Source organism: Serratia sp. PGPR-27 (assembly GCF_022678525.1).
GTDB lineage: Bacteria > Pseudomonadota > Gammaproteobacteria > Enterobacterales > Enterobacteriaceae > Serratia > Serratia nematodiphila.
The window spans coordinates 12,130-30,346 of record NZ_JALBYS010000038.1 but is presented as its reverse complement, the minus strand read 5'-3'; the positions used below and the strand labels follow the sequence as shown (position 1 = coordinate 30,346).

The following is an 18,217-nucleotide window of genomic DNA, read 5'->3' as shown; positions in this document are numbered from 1 at the left end:
CGGGCCGTTCCGGCACCTCCCTTTAACCACGAAAAAATAATCAACGATGACTCAATCCAGCTATAACGCTGATGCCATTGAAGTACTCAGCGGTCTAGAACCAGTGCGCCGTCGTCCCGGCATGTATACCGACACGACGCGCCCAAACCACCTCGGCCAAGAGGTGATCGATAACAGCGTCGACGAAGCGTTGGCCGGTCACGCCAAGCGCATCGACGTGATCCTGCACGCCGATCAGTCGCTGGAAGTGATCGACGACGGCCGCGGCATGCCGGTGGACATCCACCCGGAAGAGGGCGTGCCGGCGGTTGAGTTGATCCTGTGTCGGCTGCACGCCGGCGGTAAATTCTCGAATAAAAACTACCAGTTCTCCGGCGGCCTGCACGGCGTGGGCATCTCGGTGGTCAACGCCCTGTCGAAGCGGGTGGAAGTCAACGTGCGCCGCGACGGCAACGTTTACAGCATCGCCTTCGAAAACGGCGACAAAGTGCAAGATCTGACGGTGACCGGCACCTGCGGCAAACGCAACACCGGCACCAGCGTGCACTTCTGGCCCGACGAACAGTTCTTCGACAGCCCGCGTTTCTCGGTATCGCGCCTGACTCACCTGCTGAAAGCCAAAGCAGTGCTGTGCCCCGGCGTCGAGATCTATTTCATCGATAAGGTGAACAACACCGAGCAGCGCTGGTGTTACCAGGACGGCCTGACCGACTACCTGATGGAAGCAGTTAACGGCCTGATCACCCTGCCGGAAGCGCCGTTCGTCGGCAACTTCGCCGGTGACACCGAAGCGGTGGACTGGGCGCTGCTGTGGCTGCCGGAAGGCGGCGAGCTGCTGACCGAAAGCTACGTCAACCTGATCCCGACCATGCAGGGCGGCACCCACGTCAACGGCCTGCGTCAGGGGTTGCTGGACGCGATGCGCGAGTTCTGCGAATTCCGCAATATTCTGCCGCGTGGCGTGAAGCTGTCGGCGGAGGATATCTGGGATCGCTGTGCCTACGTGCTGTCGGTGAAGATGCAGGATCCGCAGTTCGCCGGGCAGACCAAAGAGCGTCTCTCCTCGCGTCAGTGCGCGGCCTTCGTTTCCGGCGTGGTGAAAGACGCCTTCAGCCTGTGGCTGAACCAGAACGTTCAGGCGGCGGAACAGCTGGCCGAGCTGGCGATCTCCAGCGCCCAGCGCCGCCTGCGCGCCGCCAAGAAAGTGGTGCGCAAGAAGCTGACCAGCGGGCCGGCGCTGCCGGGCAAGCTGGCGGACTGCACCTCGCAGGATCTGGCCATGACCGAACTGTTCCTGGTGGAAGGGGATTCGGCGGGCGGATCGGCCAAGCAGGCGCGCGATCGCGAATATCAGGCGATCATGCCGCTGAAGGGCAAGATCCTGAATACCTGGGAAGTGTCCTCGGACGAAGTGCTGGCCTCGCAGGAAGTGCACGACATTTCCGTGGCGATCGGCATCGATCCGGACAGCGAAGATCTCAGCCAATTGCGCTACGGCAAAATCTGCATCCTGGCGGATGCGGACTCCGACGGCCTGCATATCGCCACGCTGCTGTGCGCGCTGTTCGTGCGCCACTTCCGTTCGCTGGTGAAAGGCGGCCACGTCTATGTCGCCATGCCGCCGCTGTATCGCATCGATCTCGGTAAAGAAGTGTTCTACGCGCTGGATGAAGAAGAGAAAGCCGGCGTGCTGGAACAGCTGAAGCGCAAGAAGGGCAAGCCGAACGTGCAGCGCTTTAAAGGGCTGGGCGAGATGAACCCGCTGCAGCTGCGCGAAACCACCCTCGATCCGAACACCCGCCGTCTGGTGCAACTGACGGTGGCGGAAGATGACGTCGATCAGACGCTGGCGGTGATGGACATGCTGTTGGCCAAGAAGCGTTCGGAAGATCGCCGCAACTGGCTGCAAGACAAGGGCGACATGGCCGAATTGGCGGTCTGAGCCTGACCCTGGCCCGGCGAAACGCCGGGCCGGCTTTCCCGCAGGGCGTTCATGCGGCGCCCGATAACCTGGGCCGGAATGCATGAAGATCACGCTCGAAGAATTGCTGGCGTTCACCTCGGTGGTCGACAGCGGTTCTATCACCGCCGCCGCCGATCGGCTCGGCCAGACAACATCCGGCATCAGCCGCGCGCTCAGCCGCCTGGAGAATAAGCTCGATACCACCCTGATGCGCCGCACGACGCGTCGTTTGGAGCTGACCGAAGAGGGGCTGAGTTTCCTGAACCATGCGCGTACGATCATCAGCTCGGTGGAAAATGCCGAAGAGCAAATGGCGGTGCGCCGGCAAATGCCCGCCGGGCGGCTGCGGATCAATGCGGCCGCACCTTTTATGGAGCACGTCATCGTGCCGCTGGTGGCGGGATTCAGAGAACGTTATCCGCAAATTTCGCTCGAGCTGAACACCGACAACCTGATTATCGATCTGCTGGAAAAACGCACGGATATTGCCATTCGCATCGGGGCGTTGCGTGATTCGACCATTCATGCGCGCGCGCTGGGCGCCAGCCGGCTGCGCATCCTCGCCAGCCCGGCTTATCTGCAGCAGCACGGCACGCCGCAGAGCGTGGAGGAGTTGCATCGGCATTGTCTGCTCGGTTTTACCCAGCCGGAGTCGCTGAACCAGTGGCCGTTGCGCTATCGCCAGGCGCCGCATTTCGCCATCACGCCGACGATCTCTGCGTCCAGCGGTGAAACGCTGCGGCAATTGGCGCTGCAGGGCGAGGGGATCGTACAGCTGGCAGACTTTATGACCCGTCGCGATCGGGAAGCCGGCAAGTTGGTGACGTTGCTGGAGCAGGAGACGCTGGACGTGCGCCAGCCGATCAACGCGGTGTATTACCGCAATACGCAATTGGCGGCGCGCATCACCTGTTTTCTTGACTACGTCAGCGCGCACATCGACGCGCAGACGTTATAAGGCGGAGCTTACAGGGCGTTTTCCAGGATGTAGATCTCGGTGTCCAGCACGCTGTCCTTGATAGTCTCGCGGTGTTTGAGCATGTGCTCAATGGCCAGGTGTTTTTCCAGATGCGCCATGCTTTCCCATTTCTCCAGCATGAACACCGAATCCGGCGACCGTTTCTGCCAGGGGGCCTGGGTATTGCTGTCGACCATCGGCGTATATTCGCCGCAGCCGTCTTCCGCCAGCACCAGCGGCACCAGTTTTTCAATGGCTTGCAGTACGGTGGCGCGGTGGCCGGGTTTCACTTTGATTTCTGCGATTACGGTGATCATGTCTGCCTCGTTGATGAGAATGTTCTGCGTCAGTTAAGCAAAAATTTTCGCCAAATGCTCGCGATAACGTGCGATGTCCGCTTCGATATCCGGTTGTTTTATCACGTTATTGCAGATAAAGGTCGGCAGCGCTTCCATTCCCAGGAACTGGTTGGCCTTGTGGAAGTGCAGGTAAACGCCGTCGACGCCGACGCCGTGGAAGAACTGATCGGGATCGGTGAAGGCCTCCATCGGGGCGTTCCAGGTCAGGCTCAGCAGGTATTTTTTGCCCTGGATCAGGCCGCCGGAGCCATATTTTTTGCTTTCGTCAGAACGAGAGCGCCCGTCGTTGGCATACAGGCTGCCGTGACCGGCGGTGAACACTTCATCGATGTATTTTTTCAGGATCCAAGGTTCGCCCATCCACCAGCCCGGCATCTGATAGATGATCGCGTCGGCCCACAGGTATTTCTGTACTTCGGCTTCGATGTCATAGCCGTCGTCGACCACGGTGACCTGCACATCGTGCTGCAGATCGCGCAGGAAGCTTTCCGCCACGTCGCTCAGGGTTTGGTTGAGTTCGCCGTTGGAATGGCCGAATTGTTTTTTAGCGTTGATAATCAGGATATTGCTCATCTTTCGCGGCTCCCGTCAGTGTTAAGATATGGCATGCTTCCCGCGGAAAAGGCGGAAACCATCTCGCTGGTGACGAGTGTAATCGTGAGTCAGGCAAGTAAAAATGCGATCCAGCGCACAACAGTGTTGACTGTCAGTCAATAAAGAGGCCGCCAGGTAGCTAAATTTTGCATAAACCGCATCGCGCAATCGGCCGTCGCCGGCGATCCTTGCGCCAACTGTGACAGCTACCCCGCAGATGGGTTACTATCGCGGGCAGAATCGACAAGCGATGCCTTTTGTCGTCCAAGGGATTGCCAAGCCACGGTCTGAGGATAATTGAGTAATGAGTGATCTGACTCATGACGGTGTAGAGCGTTTACCGCTGCACACATTCACTGAAAACGCCTATCTGAACTATTCCATGTACGTCATCATGGATCGGGCGTTGCCGTACATTGGCGACGGTTTGAAGCCGGTACAACGCCGCATCATCTACGCCATGTCTGAGCTGGGGCTGACCAACAGCGCCAAATTCAAGAAATCCGCCCGCACCGTGGGCGACGTGCTGGGTAAGTATCACCCGCATGGCGACAGCGCGTGTTATGAAGCCATGGTGCTGATGGCGCAGCCGTTCTCGTATCGCTATCCGCTGGTGGACGGCCAGGGGAACTGGGGTGCGCCGGACGATCCCAAGTCGTTCGCGGCGATGCGTTATACCGAATCGCGCCTGTCCAAATACGCCGAGGTCTTGCTGGCCGAACTGGGCCAGGGCACGGTCGACTGGATCCCGAACTTTGACGGCACGCTGCAAGAGCCGAAGATGCTGCCGGCGCGTCTGCCGAACATCCTGCTGAACGGCACCACCGGCATCGCGGTCGGCATGGCGACCGACATTCCGCCGCACAACGTGCGCGAGGTCGCCGCTGCGGCAGTGGCGCTGCTCGACAAGCCGGGCGCCTCGCTCGATGACCTGCTCGAGTTCGTGCAGGGGCCGGACTTCCCGACCGAAGCCGAGATCATTACCCCGCGCGATGAAATTCGCAAAATTTACCAGAGCGGCCGCGGCTCGGTGCGCATGCGCGCCGTGTGGAAGAAAGAGGACGGCAGCGCGGTGATCACCGCCTTGCCGCATCAGGTCTCCGGCGCCAAGGTGCTGGAGCAGATCGCCAGCCAGATGCGCGCCAAGAAGCTGCCGATGGTCGAGGATCTGCGCGATGAATCCGACCACGAAAATCCGACGCGTCTGGTGATCGTGCCGCGTTCCAACCGCATCGATCTGGAGCAGGTGATGAATCACCTGTTCGCCACCACCGATCTGGAACGCAGCTACCGCATCAACATGAACATGATCGGTCTGGACAACCGCCCGCAGGTTAAAGGGCTGGTGGAGATCCTCACCGAATGGCTGGCCTATCGTCGCGATACGGTGCGCCGCCGCCTGAACTACCGCCTCGAGAAGGTGCTCAAGCGTTTGCATATCCTCGAAGGTTTGCTGGTGGCGTTCCTCAATATCGACGAGGTGATCCACATCATCCGCAGCGAGGATGAGCCGAAGCCGGTGCTGATGCAGCGTTTCGGCATCTCCGATACCCAGGCGGAAGCGATCCTCGAGCTGAAACTGCGTCACCTGGCCAAGCTGGAAGAGGTCAAGATCCGCGGTGAGCAGGACGAGCTGGCGAAAGAGCGCGATCAACTGCAGGCGCTGCTGGCGTCCGAGCGCAAGCTGAATACGCTGATTAAGAAAGAGATCCAGGCCGACGCGCAAACCTACGGCGACGATCGCCGTTCGCCGCTGACCGAGCGCGCGGAAGCCAAGGCGATGAGCGAGCACGACTTCGTGCCGTCCGAGCCGGTGACCATCGTGCTGTCGGAAATGGGCTGGGTGCGCAGCGCCAAGGGCCACGACATCGATCCGACAGGGTTGAGCTACAAGGCCGGCGACAGCTTCCGCGGCGCGGCGCGCGGCAAGAGCAACCAGCCGGTGGTGTTTATCGACTCTACCGGGCGCAGCTATGCGCTCGATCCGATGACGCTGCCATCGGCGCGTGGGCAGGGCGAGCCGTTGACCGGCAAGCTGACGCCGCCGCCGGGCGCCACCATTGAGCAGGTGCTGATGGCGGCCGACGATCAAAAACTGCTGATGGCCTCAGACGCCGGTTACGGTTTCGTTTGCACCTTCAACGATCTGGTGGCGCGCAACCGCGCCGGCAAGGTGATGATCACGCTGCCGGACAACGCCAGAGCGCTGCCGCCGATGGAGATCCACGGCGCAGACGATATGCTGCTGTCGATCACCGCCGCCGGGCGCATGCTGATGTTCCCGGTCGCCGATCTGCCGCAGCTGTCGAAGGGCAAGGGCAACAAGATCGTCTCCATTCCGGCGGCGCAGGCCGCCGCCGGTGAAGACAAGCTGGCCTGGCTGTTCGTGCTGCCGCCGCAGGCCTCCGTCACGCTGCACGTCGGCAAACGCAAGCTGACGCTGCGTCCGGAAGATCTGCAGAAGTTCCGCGCGGAGCGCGGCCGTAAGGGCACCCAGCTGCCGCGCGGCCTGCAGCGCATCGATCGCGTCGAAGTGGATGCGCCGGTGCGGGCGTCGGGCGGCGACAGCGAAGAGTAAGCGTTGGCGCCGGCGTTAACGGGCGGTCGCAGCGAGCTGTGGCCGCCTTATTTATTTTTGCTGGCGTTTATTTTCCAAATAGTTAACATTTCTGCGCATAAAATTATTGTGCGTACTGCCGCCTGGCAGGAAAATAGCGAGAAATGCAGGCGACATCGGCGTGCTTACCGCCTGGCCGGCAAATAATGAGTAAAGGAATCTGCGCAGCGAAGTAAACTGCGTTGGCAGTGTGCTAATGAGGTTGTTATGTTATTGATTTTGCGTGCCGTTCTCGCCACTCTTTTCTGTATTCTGGTGTGTATTTTCGGTTCTGTTTATTGCTTGTTCAGCCCGCGCAACCCTCGCCATGTGGCGACCTTCGGCCATCTTTTCGGCCGCCTGTCGACGCTGTTCGGCATCAAGGTTGAAACCCGCGTGCCGGCCGATGCGGCCAACAATGGCAACTGCATCTATATCGCCAACCACCAAAATAACTACGACATGGTGACGGCCTCCAATATCGTGCAGCCGCGCACCGTGACCGTCGGTAAAAAAAGTCTGGTGTGGATCCCGTTTTTCGGCCCGCTGTATTGGCTGACCGGTAATCTGCTGATAGATCGTGATAATCGCGCCAAGGCGCACGGCACCATCGCCCAGGTGGCGGAGCAGTTCAAAAAGAAAGACATTTCGATCTGGATGTTCCCGGAAGGGACCCGCAGCCGCGGTCGTGGGCTGATGCCGTTTAAAACCGGCGCCTTCCACGCGGCCATTGCCGCCGGCGTGCCGATTGTGCCGATCTGCGTATCCACCACCAGCGGTAATATAAATCTTAATCGCTGGAATAACGGTCATGTGATCGTCGAGATGTTGGCGCCGGTGGATACCAGCAAATACGGCAAAGAAAACGTGCGTGAGCTGGCGGCCCATTGCCGCGAGCTGATGGAGGCGAAAATCGCCGAATTGGACGCCGAAGTCGCCCAGCGCAACGCCGCCAAAAAATAAGAGTCTACCAGCTTCAAAGAATAGGGTTTTAATTGGCGTTCAGCGCCGTTAACGCCTGAACGCCTGCTAATCTTGATTGGCGGGCGTTTGGGTTTTGCACACGGTTTAGTTATTGCTTTTCATGGAGAAAATATGTCACTCAGTCGACGTCAGTTTTTACAGGCATCGGGCCTGGCGCTGTGCGCGGGCGCCGTGCCGCTGAGGGCTGAGGCGAGCGGAACGCAGACCCCGTTACCCATTCCCCCGCTGCTGGAGTCTCGCCGCGGTCAGCCGCTGTTCCTGACCTTGCAGCGCGCCCATTGGGCGTTTATGGATAACCGTAAAGCGGCGGTGTGGGGCATCAACGGCATGTACCTGGGGCCGACGGTGCGGGTTTACAGCGGTGACGACGTCAAACTGATCTACAGCAACCGCCTGCAGGAGCCGGTAGCGATGACCGTCAGCGGTCTGCAGGTGCCAGGCACGCTGATGGGCGGCGCGCCGCGCATGATGTCGCCTAACGTCGACTGGTCGCCGGTGCTGCCCATTCGTCAGGCGGCGGCCACCTGCTGGTACCACGCCAACACGCCGAACCGTATGGCGCCGCACGTTTACAACGGGCTGGCCGGGCTGTGGCTGGTGGAAGATGCCGTCAGCAAAGCGCTGCCGCTACCCAACCACTACGGCGTCGACGATTTCCCGCTGATCATTCAGGACAAACGCTTCGATAACTTCGGCACACCGCAATACGATGCACCGTCGCAGGGCGGTTTCGTCGGCGATACGCTGTTGGTCAACGGCGTGCAAAACCCGTATGTCGACGTGTCGCGCGGCTGGGTGCGTCTGCGCCTGCTTAACGCCTCCAACGCGCGCCGCTATACCCTGCAGCTCAGCGACGGGCGGCCGTTCAACGTGATTGCCAGCGATCAGGGCTTCCTGCCTGCGCCGGTCGCGGTGCAGCAGCTGTCGTTGGCGCCTGGCGAACGCCGGGAAGTGCTGATCGACATGTCGAAGGGCGAGGAGGTGACCATCACCGCCGGTGAAGCGGCGGGCATCATGGATCGCCTGCGCGGCCTGTTCGAGCCGTCGAGCATTCTGGTGTCCACCCAGGTGCTGACGCTGCGCCCGACCGGCCTGCTGCCACTGGTGACCGACAACCTGCCGATGCGCCTGCTGGCGGATCAGCTGTTGGACGGCAGCGCCAGCCGCACCCGCGATTTCCGCCTGGGCGACGGCGGCGTCGGCATCAACGGCGCGATTTGGGACATGAACCGCATCGACGTACAGGCGCAGCAAGGCACCTGGGAACGCTGGAACATTCACGCGGATACGCCGCAGGCGTTCCATATTCAGGGCGTGCAGTTCCTGATTAAACGCGTCAACGGCGCGCAGCCGATGGCGGAAGATCGCGGCTGGAAGGACACCGTCTGGGTTGATGGCGACGTCGAGCTGCTGGTGTATTTCAACCAACCTACCTCCGAACACTTCCCGTTCCTGTATTACAGCCAGACGCTGGAGATGGCCGATCGCGGCACCGCCGGCCAGCTGATGGTGCAGCCGACGATGTAATCTGCGCTGTGGGCCGCTTACGGCGCCCGCAGCATTTCCAGGAAGGCCTGCACCACCGGCGTGACGCTGTCGGCGCGATACACCGCGTATAAATCCGCCGGCGGCGCCTGTTGCAGCGAGCAAAAGCGTACGCCGGGCCACGGGATGCGGCCGTAGCTGTCCGGCAGCAGCGTGATGCCGCAGCCTTCCGCCACCAGCGCCAGCAGGGTCTGCGGTTCGTTGACCTGATAAGCGACGTCCGGCAGAAATCCCTGCTGCAGACACAGATTGTGCAGATACAGCCCCAGGCTGGCCTCATGCGGCGGCAGCACGATGAAGCTGTCGTTCTGCAGCGCCGCCAGCGGGATGTTTTCCTGCCGCGCCAGCGGATGATCGAGCGGCAGCACCACGGCGATGCTCTCGCTTGCCAACCGTTGGCAGGTTAACCCCGGCAGCGTCTGCTGCTGCGCCTCTCGCCAGACCCCGATGTCGATATGCCGCTTTTGCAGCGCGGCGATTTGCTGGCTGGGCGTCAGCTCGTTCAACGACCAGGTGACGCCGGCGCTCCGCTCGCTGAACCGCCGCAGCGCCGCGATCAGGCCGCCCCAGGCCGAGGTGCCGACCATGCCGACCACCATGTGGCCGCCTTCGCCACGCCCCATCTGTTGCACCTGATGCAACGCGCTGTCGGCCTGATCCAGCAGCCGCTCGACGTTGCGCAGCAGCGTGCGCCCGGCCGGCGTCAGCGTCATGGAGCGGGTGGTGCGTTTGAATAGCACGACGCCAAGCTGACTCTCCAGCTCTTTGATGTGTTTGCTGAGCGGCGGCTGTGACATATTCAGCCGCCGCGCCGCCTGGGTGAAGTTCATCTCTTCCGCCACCACGCGGAAATAGTGCAGCAGGCGGAAGTTAATCCGGCCGGGATCGGGCAGGGCTTGGGGCGGGTTCATCCGGGGTATCTCCTCCTTGTGACGCAGCTCAACTTATAGGTAAATGGAATAAATCGGCCGCCAAGAATGTATTGGTCTCGGCCGCGCCTCGCTCTCTACTATGGGGCTTATTATCCCCCGCTGAAAGAGAGAATACGATGTTTAATCAAGAAGATGCTTTTACCTGCGCCGATGTCGTCCGCGCACGCCTGCCGGGTTTCCAGCCGAAAGCGGCCTTGATTCTCGGCTCCGGGCTCGGCGCCCTGGCGGAGGTGATGACCGAAACCGTCACCCTCGATTACGCGGAGCTGCCGGGCTTCCCGGTGAGCGGCGTCGCCGGCCACGCCGGGCAACTGGTCGCCGGCAAGCTGGAGGGCGTGCCGGTATTGTGCATGAAAGGGCGCGGTCATTTCTATGAAGGGCGTGGCATGCAGGTGATGACCACCGCAGTGCGCACCTTCAAACTGCTGGGTTGCGAATTCCTGCTGGCGACCAATGCCGCCGGTTCGCTGCGCCGTTCGGTGGCGCCGGGCAGCCTGGTGGCCATTACCGATCACATCAATTTCATGCCGGAATCACCGCTGGTCGGCGCCAACGACGATCGCTTCGGGCCGCGCTTCTTCAGCCTGGCGAACGCCTACGATCGCGATCTGCGCGCCCGGCTGGCGGCGGTGGCCGAAAGCGCGGGCATCCCGCTGGCGGAAGGGGTATTCGCCGCCTACACCGGGCCGAACTTCGAAACGCCGGCGGAGATCCGCATGATGCAGACCCTGGGCTGCGACGTGGTGGGCATGTCGATCGTGCCGGAGGTCCTGACGGCGCGCCACTGTGGCCTCAAGGTGCTGGTGGTGTCCGCGATGACCAACTACGCCGAAGGGCTGTCGGATACGCCTCTTTCTCACGAACAAACGCTCAGCTGCGCGGCGCTGGCGGCGGACGATTTCATGCGCCTGATCCGCGAGCTGTTCAAAACGCTGTAACACCGCAAGCAAACCGGCGGCGGGCTGCAGGGGGCCCGCCGCATCAATCATCGTTGAAAGCATAATAACAAGGTGATGGCGATGGCGATAAAAACACGATTGAAGGTAATGATTTTCCTGCAGTTCTTTATCTGGGGCGCCTGGCTGGTGACGCTGGGCTCCTACATGATCAACACGCTGCATTTCAGCGGCATGCAGGTGGGGATGGTCTACAGCGCCAAGGGCATTGCGGCGCTGATCATGCCGGGCCTGGCGGGCATCATCGCCGACCGGTGGATGAAGGCCAACTATCTGTATGCGCTTTGCCACCTGCTCGGGGCGCTGGCGCTGTACTGCGCAGCGCAGGTCGAGCAACCGATGCTGATGTTCTGGGTGATGCTGTTCAATGCCATGGTCTATATGCCGACCATCGCGCTCTCCAACGCCATTTCCTATTTTTGCCTGGAGAAACACGGCTTTGACACGGTGAGGGACTTTCCGCCGGTGCGGGTGTACGGCACCGTGGGGTTCATTCTGGCGATGTGGTTGGTCGGTTTCAGCCGCATCGAGCTCAGCAACCTGCAGCTGTATCTGGCATCTGCGGCCTCGCTGCTGCTGTCCGCCTACTCGCTGACGCTGCCGCGCTGCCCGACCAACCGCGCGGCCGAGTCGAAGAGCTGGGTGAGCGTGTTGGGGCTGGATGCGCTGGTGTTGTTCCGCCAGCGGCGCATGGCGCTGTTTTTCCTGTTCGCCATGTTGCTTGGGGCGGCGCTGCAGATAACCAATACCTTCGGCAACCCGTTCCTGCACGATCTGTCGCTCAATCCGCTGTATCAGGACAGCCTCAGCGTCCGGTATCCGGCGGTGCTGCTGTCGCTGTCGCAGATCTCTGAAGTGTTCTTTATCCTCACCATACCCTTCTTCCTGCGCCGTTACGGCATCAAGCAGGTGATGCTGATCAGCATGGCTGCCTGGACGCTGCGCTTTCTATTCCTGGCGTACGGCACGCCGGTCGGCTTTGGTTTCGTGCTGCTGTTGCTGTCGATGATTGTCTACGGCTGTGCGTTCGACTTCTTTAATATCTCCGGCGCCATCTTCGTCGAGAAGGAGGCCGATCACCGCATCCGCGCCAGCGCGCAGGGGCTGTTCATGACCATGGTGAACGGTTTGGGCGCCTATCTGGGGGCGCTCGCCAGCGGTGAGGTGGTGGACTTCTTCAGCCATGACGGCGTGAAAGACTGGCAGAGCATCTGGCTGGTGTTTGCGCTGTATACGCTGGTGCTGGGGATTGTGTTCGCGTTGAGCTTCAACTATCGCCACCTGCCGCAGGAGAACGCGGCGGCGGCGCAGTGAGGCAGAGGGCGCGGCTTTGCTGCGCCCTGAAACGTCAGGCCTGCGGGAAGCGCTGCTGCAGCTGCTGCTGGTCCGGCGGATTGGCGGCCCCGAGGCTGGCCACCACGCAAGCGGCGACCCGGTTGGCCAGATCGACCGCCTGCGGCAGCGGCCAGCCGGCGGACAGGCCCGCCAGCAAACCGGCGCAGTGGGCATCGCCCGCGCCGATGGTGTCAACGACCTCTACCGGATAGGCCGGAACGTGCAGCGGCGGCGTGCGGCCGTCGCAGATCCACGCGCCGTCGCGATCCAGGCGGCAAATCAGCGTCAGATTACGGGCGGCGGCATAGCGCTGTGCGGCCTCCACGGCGTCGCCGGCGCCGCACAGCGTGGCCACTTCGTCGCGGTTGAGCGTCAGCAGGGTGTGGCTGTCGCTGAGCATGGCGAAGAAATCTTCGCTGAGCTGGGCGATGCGCGGGCCGGGATCGATCAGGCGCGGTTGGTCGAACGGCATGCGCGTCAGCCACTCGCGCAGCGCTTCGCCGTTTTCGCCGGCCAGCTCGTAGCCGCTGGCGTAGATCAGCGTGTGTTCCGTCAGCGGCAGGGTCGCCAGCTGCGCTTTATTCCATTGGCTTTCGCAACCGGAAACCGTGATAAAGGTGCGTTCGCCGTCCGGTTCCACCAGCGCCAGGCACCAGCCGTTGTCCATCTGGCCGTGGCGCAACAGCACCTCCAGCCCCAGTTCGCCCATGGCGGCTTCGATCGCCGCGCCCCATTCGCCGTTGCCGACCGGCATACCGTTGATCACCGGAACTTCAAGGCGCATCAGCGCGCGCGCTACGTTGAACGCGCAGCCGCCGATTTGCCGCGCCTGCGGCTGGGCTTCGATATCTTCGCCGCTGGTCGGCAGGCGGGGCAGCGTCATCACCAGATCGCCGACCGCGCCCCCCATCACCAGGACAGGTGTTACAGCTTCCCACTCATTCATTGATGTTCTCTGCGTTGGGTCAGGTACAGACCGTAAGCGATCAGACTCACCGCAAACGACACAAACAGCCCCAGGCTGGAGTCGGCGAACAAGCCTTTGGCCAGCGGGCCGTCGATAAAACCGGTTTTGGTGACCAGCAGGCCGCACAGGGCGCCGAGGAACCAGCAGAACAGCGGGGCTTTGCGCACGCCGCGGTTCTGGCCATGCAGGCCGTACAAAGCGTTGCCATCATACCCGTGGCGGCGGCGCAGGCACAGGTAATCGAGCAGGAAAATCGCCTCCCAGGCCGCCAGGAACACCCCGCAGAACACCAGGAAGGAGATGAACGGCCCCATGAAATCGCCGGAGATGAACAGGACATACAGGGCGATGCCCAGCACCACCACGGCGTCGATCGATACCGCCAGCCACTGTTTGACCTGCACGCCGATGGTCAGCAGGTTAAGGCTGGCGGAATACAGGCTGAGCACCGCGATGGTGACGATGCCGGCGGTGGCGGCCAGCAGATAAGGGATGGCCATCCAGGCGGGCAGCACCGAGCCTATCAGCGCGATGGGGTTGGCGGCGCTGGCCAGATCGGGGAGCTGCACGGAAAGCAGAATACCGGCCAGCATCAGCAGCATTAGCGGCAAACAGGCACCGCCCATCACCGCGGCGAAAATGCCTTTGCTCGACGAGCTCGGGCTTTGATAGCGGCTGTAATCGGCGCCGGCGATTGCCCAGCTGATGCCGGTGCCGGCGGCGATCACCGATACCGCCGGCAGGAAACCGGTCAGCCAGCTGCCGGAAGGCAGCGCCAGCACCTGGCTCCACTCGGTATTGAACAGGATATAGAGCACCACAATCAGCGTCATGGTGCCGAAGATGCGGCTGAACCAGCTTTGCATCCAGACCACGGTATTTTGCCCCAGCAGGCTGACGACGACAGTGAGCCCGCCGAACAGCAGCAGGCTGAGCGCGGTCAGCAGGTGGCTGGTTCCCAGTCCGAAGGCCTCGAACAGCGCCGCCAGCGTCAGGGTGCCGGTGATCACGTTGACCGCTTCCCAGCCCATCAGGTTGATCCAACTGAACAGGGTGGGCGCCACGTTGCCCTTCAGCCCGAAAATCACCCGCGAGAGCGTCAGCGTAGAGGTGCGCCCACGCTTGCCGGCGAAGCTGGTGAGGCCGACCAGCACGAAGCTGGCGACGCCGACCAGCGCGGCGAGTACCGATTGCAGAAAGGATAAGCCGAAGCCGACGATGATGGCGCCGTACACCACGCCGAGAATACCGATATTGGCCGCCGACCAGATCCAAAACAGCTCGATGGGCTTACCGGTCTGTTCCGCGTCCGGCACCCTGTCGATACCGGTGCTTTCTACCTTCCATGCTTCATTGCGATTGATATCGGTCATAGCAAATGATCCCTGTTGCGCAGGGCCGCGAGGGCCGCCGCAGTTGACTGAAAATCGATTCCGTTGGCGCGGTTGAGGCCGGCTATCCTGTTGTCGGTGAAGACGCCGATTCCGCGCAGTGTGTAGCGGCTGATGCCGCCGGGTCTGTCAAAATGAGGGCGGTATCCGCCTTATCGGGTGAGGCACGTCGGCCGCACGGCGCCAATGAGTGTAGTCAAAGAGTGGGTCTGCAGCGGGGTTTGGCGAAGCGGGAACCTTTCTATTTGCCGACATCGATCCGGTTCGCCCACCGCGAGGGGATCCTGTGATGCGGCGATGAGCAGTGAGCAGGCTATCCATTAGCTATGTTGCTTATTCTCGGCCGTTTGTGCTGACAGTATAGGCCCGCTACCGGCCATCAAGGGTATCCTTTAGGGCTGGCAGCGGGTTTTTTATTGTTTTTAAAGTGGGTCCCTGGTGTTGGTGCGATTGATGTATCAACATCAATAAGCACAGATTACGCGCGATCTAGATCCAATGAAAGTCCATTAGGCAAAAATTGTGATGCCACTCTGAAAACATTAGCGATATTTTAGTTAAGGTGAGGGGCTTATCGCCGGATCGGCGATAGGATAAAAAACGAAATCCAGACAAATGGCATAGGTAAGAGGGCGGGCGAATGACGGATTTTATGGCCTGGCTGCGTGGCCATCTGGCCCAGGGGGCGGTAGCGCCGCGTTATATTCAGCTGGCGACGGCGATAGAAACCGCGATCAGGCAGCAGGTGTTGGCGGCGGAGGCATTTCTGCCGCCGGAACGGCAGATGGCGGAAGGTTTGGCGCTGTCGCGCGTCACCGTCAGCAAGGCGATGAAGCTGCTGGAGGAGAAGGGGCTGATTTCGCGGCAGCAGGGCGTTGGCACCCGCGTGGCGATGCGCATCGGCTATTCCCTCGATAAGGACAGCGGTTTCACCGCTCAGGCGCTGCGTCATGGCAGCCGCGTCAGCAATCGATGGCTGCTGCGCACCCGAGTCGGCGCGCCGGCCAAGGCCGCGGCGGCGTTAGGGCTGGCGGAGGGGGATGAAGTGATCAAACTGCGGCGGTTACGCTTGCTGAACGGCAGCCCGGTCTCGCTGGAAACCACCTATATACCGCCGCGCTTCTTGCCCGAACCGTCGCAGCTGGAGCATTCACTGTATGCGTTATGGCAATCGCGCGGCATCGTGCCGGAGGATAAACACTTTCTGTTGAAGGCGGTGTCCTGCAGCGACGAGGTCGCCGAACTGCTCAACGTGCCGTGCGGCGCGCCGTTGTTGCACATCATCCAAACCAGCCGCAACGCTCAGGGTGAGGCGTTGGAGTTCAGCGATATCTTGTGCCGCAGCGACGTTTATGAATTCGAAGTGAACGGTTAGCGAAATAACCATGCTCTTTTTGCTGCTAGTGCGTATAATCGCCGCCCGGCGATTAATTAACCTGTAAAAAGAGCAGCAGAATGAGCACCACCAGCCTGATCCAACCCGATCGTGAACTGTTTTCCTATAAGCCTTATTGGGCCGAATGTTTTGGCACCGCGCCGTTTTTACCGATGTCGCGGGCAGAGATGGATCAACTGGGCTGGGACAGCTGCGACGTGATCATCATCAGCGGCGACGCCTATGTCGATCACCCAAGCTTCGGCATGGCGATCATCGGCCGCATGCTGGAAGCGCAGGGCTTTCGCGTCGGCATCATCGCGCAGCCGGACTGGAGCAATAAAGAAGACTTCATGCGGTTGGGGAAACCGAACCTGTTCTTCGGCATCACCGCCGGCAACATGGACTCGATGATCAACCGCTACACCGCCGATCGCAAACTGCGCCACGACGATGCCTATACCGCCGGCAACGTCGGCGGCAAGCGGCCGGATCGCGCCACCCTGGTCTACAGCCAGCGCTGCAAAGAAGCCTATAAAGACGTGCCGATCGTGCTGGGCGGCATTGAAGCCAGTCTGCGGCGCATCGCTCACTACGATTACTGGTCGGATACCGTGCGCCGCTCGGTGCTGGTGGACTCCAAAGCCGACATGCTGATCTACGGCAACGGCGAGCGTCCGCTGGTGGAAGTGGCGCACCGTCTGGCCGCCGGTGAGAAGATCGGCGATATCCACGATATCCGCAATACTGCGGTGATGCGCAAAGAAGCGCTGCCGGGTTGGAGCGGCGTGGATTCCACCCGCCTCGACAAGCCGGGCCGCATCGAACCTATCCCGAACCCGTACGGCGAGGATCTGCCGTGCGCCGACGGCGCCAAGCCGAAAGAGCCGGAAGCCAAGCCTGTCACCGTGCGCGCCGCCAAACCGAAGCCGTGGGAGAAGACCTACGTGCTGCTGCCGTCCTTCGAGAAAGTGAAGGGCGACAAGGTGCTGTATGCGCACACCTCGCGCATTTTGCACCATGAAACCAACCCAGGCTGCGCCCGCGCGCTGATGCAGAAACACGGTGACCGTTATGTGTGGATCAACCCGCCGGCGATCCCGCTGACCACGCCGGAGATGGACAGCGTCTTCGCCCTGCCTTATCAACGCGTACCGCACCCGTCCTACGGCCAGGATCGCATTCCGGCCTATGACATGATCCGTTTCTCGGTGAACATCATGCGCGGTTGCTACGGCGGCTGTTCGTTCTGTTCGATCACCGAGCACGAAGGGCGCATCATCCAGAGCCGTTCGGAAGATTCGATCGTTCGCGAAATCGAAGAGATCCGTGACAAGGTGCCGGGCTTTACCGGTGTGATCTCCGATCTGGGCGGCCCGACCGCCAACATGTACATGCTGCGTTGCACCAACCCGCGCGCTGAGCAGACCTGCCGCCGCGCCTCGTGCGTGTATCCGGAGATCTGCACCTACATGGATACCAACCACGAGCCGACCATCAAGCTTTACCGCCGCGCGCGTTCTCTGGAGGGCATCAAGAAGATCCTGATCGCTTCCGGGGTACGTTACGATCTGGCGGTGGAAGATCCGCGCTATATCAAGGAACTGGCGACCCACCACGTCGGCGGCTATCTGAAGATCGCGCCGGAGCACACCGAAGAAGGCCCGTTGTCGAAGATGATGAAACCGGGCATGGGCAGTTACGATCGCTTCAAGCAGCTGTTTGATCACTATTCGAAGCTGGCGGGCAAAGAGCAGTACCTGATCCCATACTTTATCTCGTCGCACCCGGGCACCCGTGATGAAGACATGGTGAACCTGGCGCTGTGGCTGAAGAAGAACCGTTTCCGCCTCGATCAGGTGCAGAACTTCTATCCTTCGCCGATGGCCAACTCCACCACCATGTATTACAGCGGCAAAAAACCGCTGAGCAAGGTGGGGTACAAGAGCGAAGACGTGGTGGTGCCGCGCGGCGATCGCCAGCGCCGCCTGCATAAGGCGCTGCTGCGTTACCACGATCCGGCCAACTGGGCGCTGATCCGCGCCGCGCTGGAAGAGATGGGCCTGAAGCACCTGATCGGCAGCCGCCGCGATTGTCTGGTGCCGGCGCCGAGCATCGACGAGCAGCGCGAAGCGAAACGCCTGCAGCGCCATACCCGGCCGGCGCTGACCAAACATACCGATATCAATCGGCAGCGCACGCCGTCCAACCGGCCGCCGCGCAAACCGATTCGCAAAGCCAAGCCGTAACGGCCGCACCGCG

14 protein-coding genes are annotated in these 18,217 nt (G+C 61.4%); 9 read left to right on the top strand and 5 right to left on the bottom strand.

The annotated features are described in order from the left end of the window. Positions 1-46: 46 nt before the first annotated feature. Positions 47-1,942, top strand: coding sequence for a DNA topoisomerase IV subunit B (parE, locus tag MMS95_RS19015; protein WP_004937254.1), 1,896 nt, complete (start codon positions 47-49; stop codon positions 1,940-1,942). Between the two features lie 82 nt (positions 1,943-2,024). After that, positions 2,025-2,921, top strand: coding sequence for a LysR substrate-binding domain-containing protein (locus tag MMS95_RS19010; RefSeq protein ID WP_015379080.1), 897 nt, complete (start codon positions 2,025-2,027; stop codon positions 2,919-2,921). Positions 2,922-2,929: 8 nt separating this feature from the next. Here MMS95_RS19010 and MMS95_RS19005 read toward each other — a convergent pair whose 3' ends face one another. Both MMS95_RS19005 and MMS95_RS19000 read right to left on the bottom strand, forming a co-directional pair. Continuing rightward, on the bottom strand, positions 2,930-3,238 hold the full coding sequence (locus MMS95_RS19005) for a putative quinol monooxygenase (RefSeq protein WP_004937258.1): 309 nt from the start codon (positions 3,236-3,238) through the stop codon (positions 2,930-2,932). A gap of 33 nt (positions 3,239-3,271) precedes the next feature. Beyond that, complete coding sequence (locus tag MMS95_RS19000; protein WP_004937260.1) at positions 3,272-3,853, bottom strand: NAD(P)H-dependent oxidoreductase; 582 nt, start codon at positions 3,851-3,853, stop codon at positions 3,272-3,274. Positions 3,854-4,178: 325 nt separating this feature from the next. Between MMS95_RS19000 and parC the strand changes: the two genes are divergently transcribed. The 3 genes from parC to ftsP all read left to right on the top strand — a co-directional run bounded on the left by parC (position 4,179) and on the right by ftsP (position 8,981). Further along, on the top strand, positions 4,179-6,452 hold the full coding sequence (gene parC, locus MMS95_RS18995; protein ID WP_004937261.1) for a DNA topoisomerase IV subunit A: 2,274 nt from the start codon (positions 4,179-4,181) through the stop codon (positions 6,450-6,452). Between the two features lie 246 nt (positions 6,453-6,698). Next, a complete protein-coding gene (locus tag MMS95_RS18990) occupies positions 6,699-7,433 on the top strand; it encodes a 1-acylglycerol-3-phosphate O-acyltransferase (protein WP_004937266.1) in 735 nt (244 codons plus the stop codon). Between the two features lie 132 nt (positions 7,434-7,565). After that, positions 7,566-8,981, top strand: coding sequence for a cell division protein FtsP (gene ftsP, locus MMS95_RS18985; RefSeq protein ID WP_004937270.1), 1,416 nt, complete (start codon positions 7,566-7,568; stop codon positions 8,979-8,981). A gap of 17 nt (positions 8,982-8,998) precedes the next feature. Here the strand turns inward: ftsP and MMS95_RS18980 are convergent, their stop codons facing one another. After that, complete coding sequence (locus MMS95_RS18980) at positions 8,999-9,910, bottom strand: LysR family transcriptional regulator (RefSeq protein WP_075685046.1); 912 nt, start codon at positions 9,908-9,910, stop codon at positions 8,999-9,001. Between the two features lie 137 nt (positions 9,911-10,047). Here MMS95_RS18980 and xapA point away from each other — a divergent pair, with 137 nt between their 5' ends. Continuing rightward, positions 10,048-10,869, top strand: coding sequence for a xanthosine phosphorylase (gene xapA / locus MMS95_RS18975; RefSeq protein ID WP_004937273.1), 822 nt, complete (start codon positions 10,048-10,050; stop codon positions 10,867-10,869). Positions 10,870-10,950: 81 nt separating this feature from the next. Further along, complete coding sequence (locus MMS95_RS18970) at positions 10,951-12,201, top strand: nucleoside permease (RefSeq protein ID WP_015379077.1); 1,251 nt, start codon at positions 10,951-10,953, stop codon at positions 12,199-12,201. A 34-nt stretch (positions 12,202-12,235) separates the two neighbouring features. Here MMS95_RS18970 and MMS95_RS18965 read toward each other — a convergent pair whose 3' ends face one another. Together MMS95_RS18965 and MMS95_RS18960 are read right to left on the bottom strand one after the other, a co-directional pair. Then, entirely contained in the window at positions 12,236-13,168 is a 933-nt protein-coding gene (locus MMS95_RS18965) for a PfkB family carbohydrate kinase (protein WP_103086033.1), read from the bottom strand. Beyond that, the gene (locus MMS95_RS18960) at positions 13,165-14,562 is read right to left on the bottom strand and encodes a cytosine permease (protein WP_004937281.1); all 1,398 of its coding nucleotides are present in this window, start codon (positions 14,560-14,562) and stop codon (positions 13,165-13,167) included. Before MMS95_RS18960 ends, MMS95_RS18965 begins: the two co-directional genes overlap by 4 nt. 658 nt (positions 14,563-15,220) lie before the next feature. Here MMS95_RS18960 and MMS95_RS18955 point away from each other — a divergent pair. Together MMS95_RS18955 and MMS95_RS18950 are read left to right on the top strand one after the other, a co-directional pair. After that, positions 15,221-15,955, top strand: coding sequence for a GntR family transcriptional regulator (locus tag MMS95_RS18955; RefSeq protein ID WP_156866254.1), 735 nt, complete (start codon positions 15,221-15,223; stop codon positions 15,953-15,955). Positions 15,956-16,035: 80 nt separating this feature from the next. Further along, positions 16,036-18,204, top strand: a complete 2,169-nt coding sequence (locus tag MMS95_RS18950) for a YgiQ family radical SAM protein (RefSeq protein WP_242142075.1) — start codon at positions 16,036-16,038, stop codon at positions 18,202-18,204. Positions 18,205-18,217 lie beyond the last annotated feature (13 nt).

Bases quoted from the DNA above. Each gene is read 5' to 3' on its own strand.
- MMS95_RS18960 (WP_004937281.1), bottom strand. From the start codon at position 14,562: ATGACCGATATCAATCGCAATGAAGCATGGAAGGTAGAAAGCACCGGT.
- MMS95_RS18950 (WP_242142075.1), top strand. From the start codon at position 16,036: ATGAGCACCACCAGCCTGATCCAACCCGATCGTGAACTGTTTTCCTAT.
- MMS95_RS19005 (WP_004937258.1), bottom strand. From the start codon at position 3,238: ATGATCACCGTAATCGCAGAAATCAAAGTGAAACCCGGCCACCGCGCC.
- MMS95_RS19000 (WP_004937260.1), bottom strand. From the start codon at position 3,853: ATGAGCAATATCCTGATTATCAACGCTAAAAAACAATTCGGCCATTCC.
- MMS95_RS18965 (WP_103086033.1), bottom strand. From the start codon at position 13,168: ATGAATGAGTGGGAAGCTGTAACACCTGTCCTGGTGATGGGGGGCGCG.
- xapA (WP_004937273.1), top strand. From the start codon at position 10,048: ATGTTTAATCAAGAAGATGCTTTTACCTGCGCCGATGTCGTCCGCGCA.
- MMS95_RS19010 (WP_015379080.1), top strand. From the start codon at position 2,025: ATGAAGATCACGCTCGAAGAATTGCTGGCGTTCACCTCGGTGGTCGAC.
- MMS95_RS18990 (WP_004937266.1), top strand. From the start codon at position 6,699: ATGTTATTGATTTTGCGTGCCGTTCTCGCCACTCTTTTCTGTATTCTG.
- MMS95_RS18980 (WP_075685046.1), bottom strand. From the start codon at position 9,910: ATGAACCCGCCCCAAGCCCTGCCCGATCCCGGCCGGATTAACTTCCGC.
- MMS95_RS18955 (WP_156866254.1), top strand. From the start codon at position 15,221: ATGACGGATTTTATGGCCTGGCTGCGTGGCCATCTGGCCCAGGGGGCG.
- MMS95_RS18970 (WP_015379077.1), top strand. From the start codon at position 10,951: ATGGCGATAAAAACACGATTGAAGGTAATGATTTTCCTGCAGTTCTTT.
- parC (WP_004937261.1), top strand. From the start codon at position 4,179: ATGAGTGATCTGACTCATGACGGTGTAGAGCGTTTACCGCTGCACACA.
- parE (WP_004937254.1), top strand. From the start codon at position 47: ATGACTCAATCCAGCTATAACGCTGATGCCATTGAAGTACTCAGCGGT.
- ftsP (WP_004937270.1), top strand. From the start codon at position 7,566: ATGTCACTCAGTCGACGTCAGTTTTTACAGGCATCGGGCCTGGCGCTG.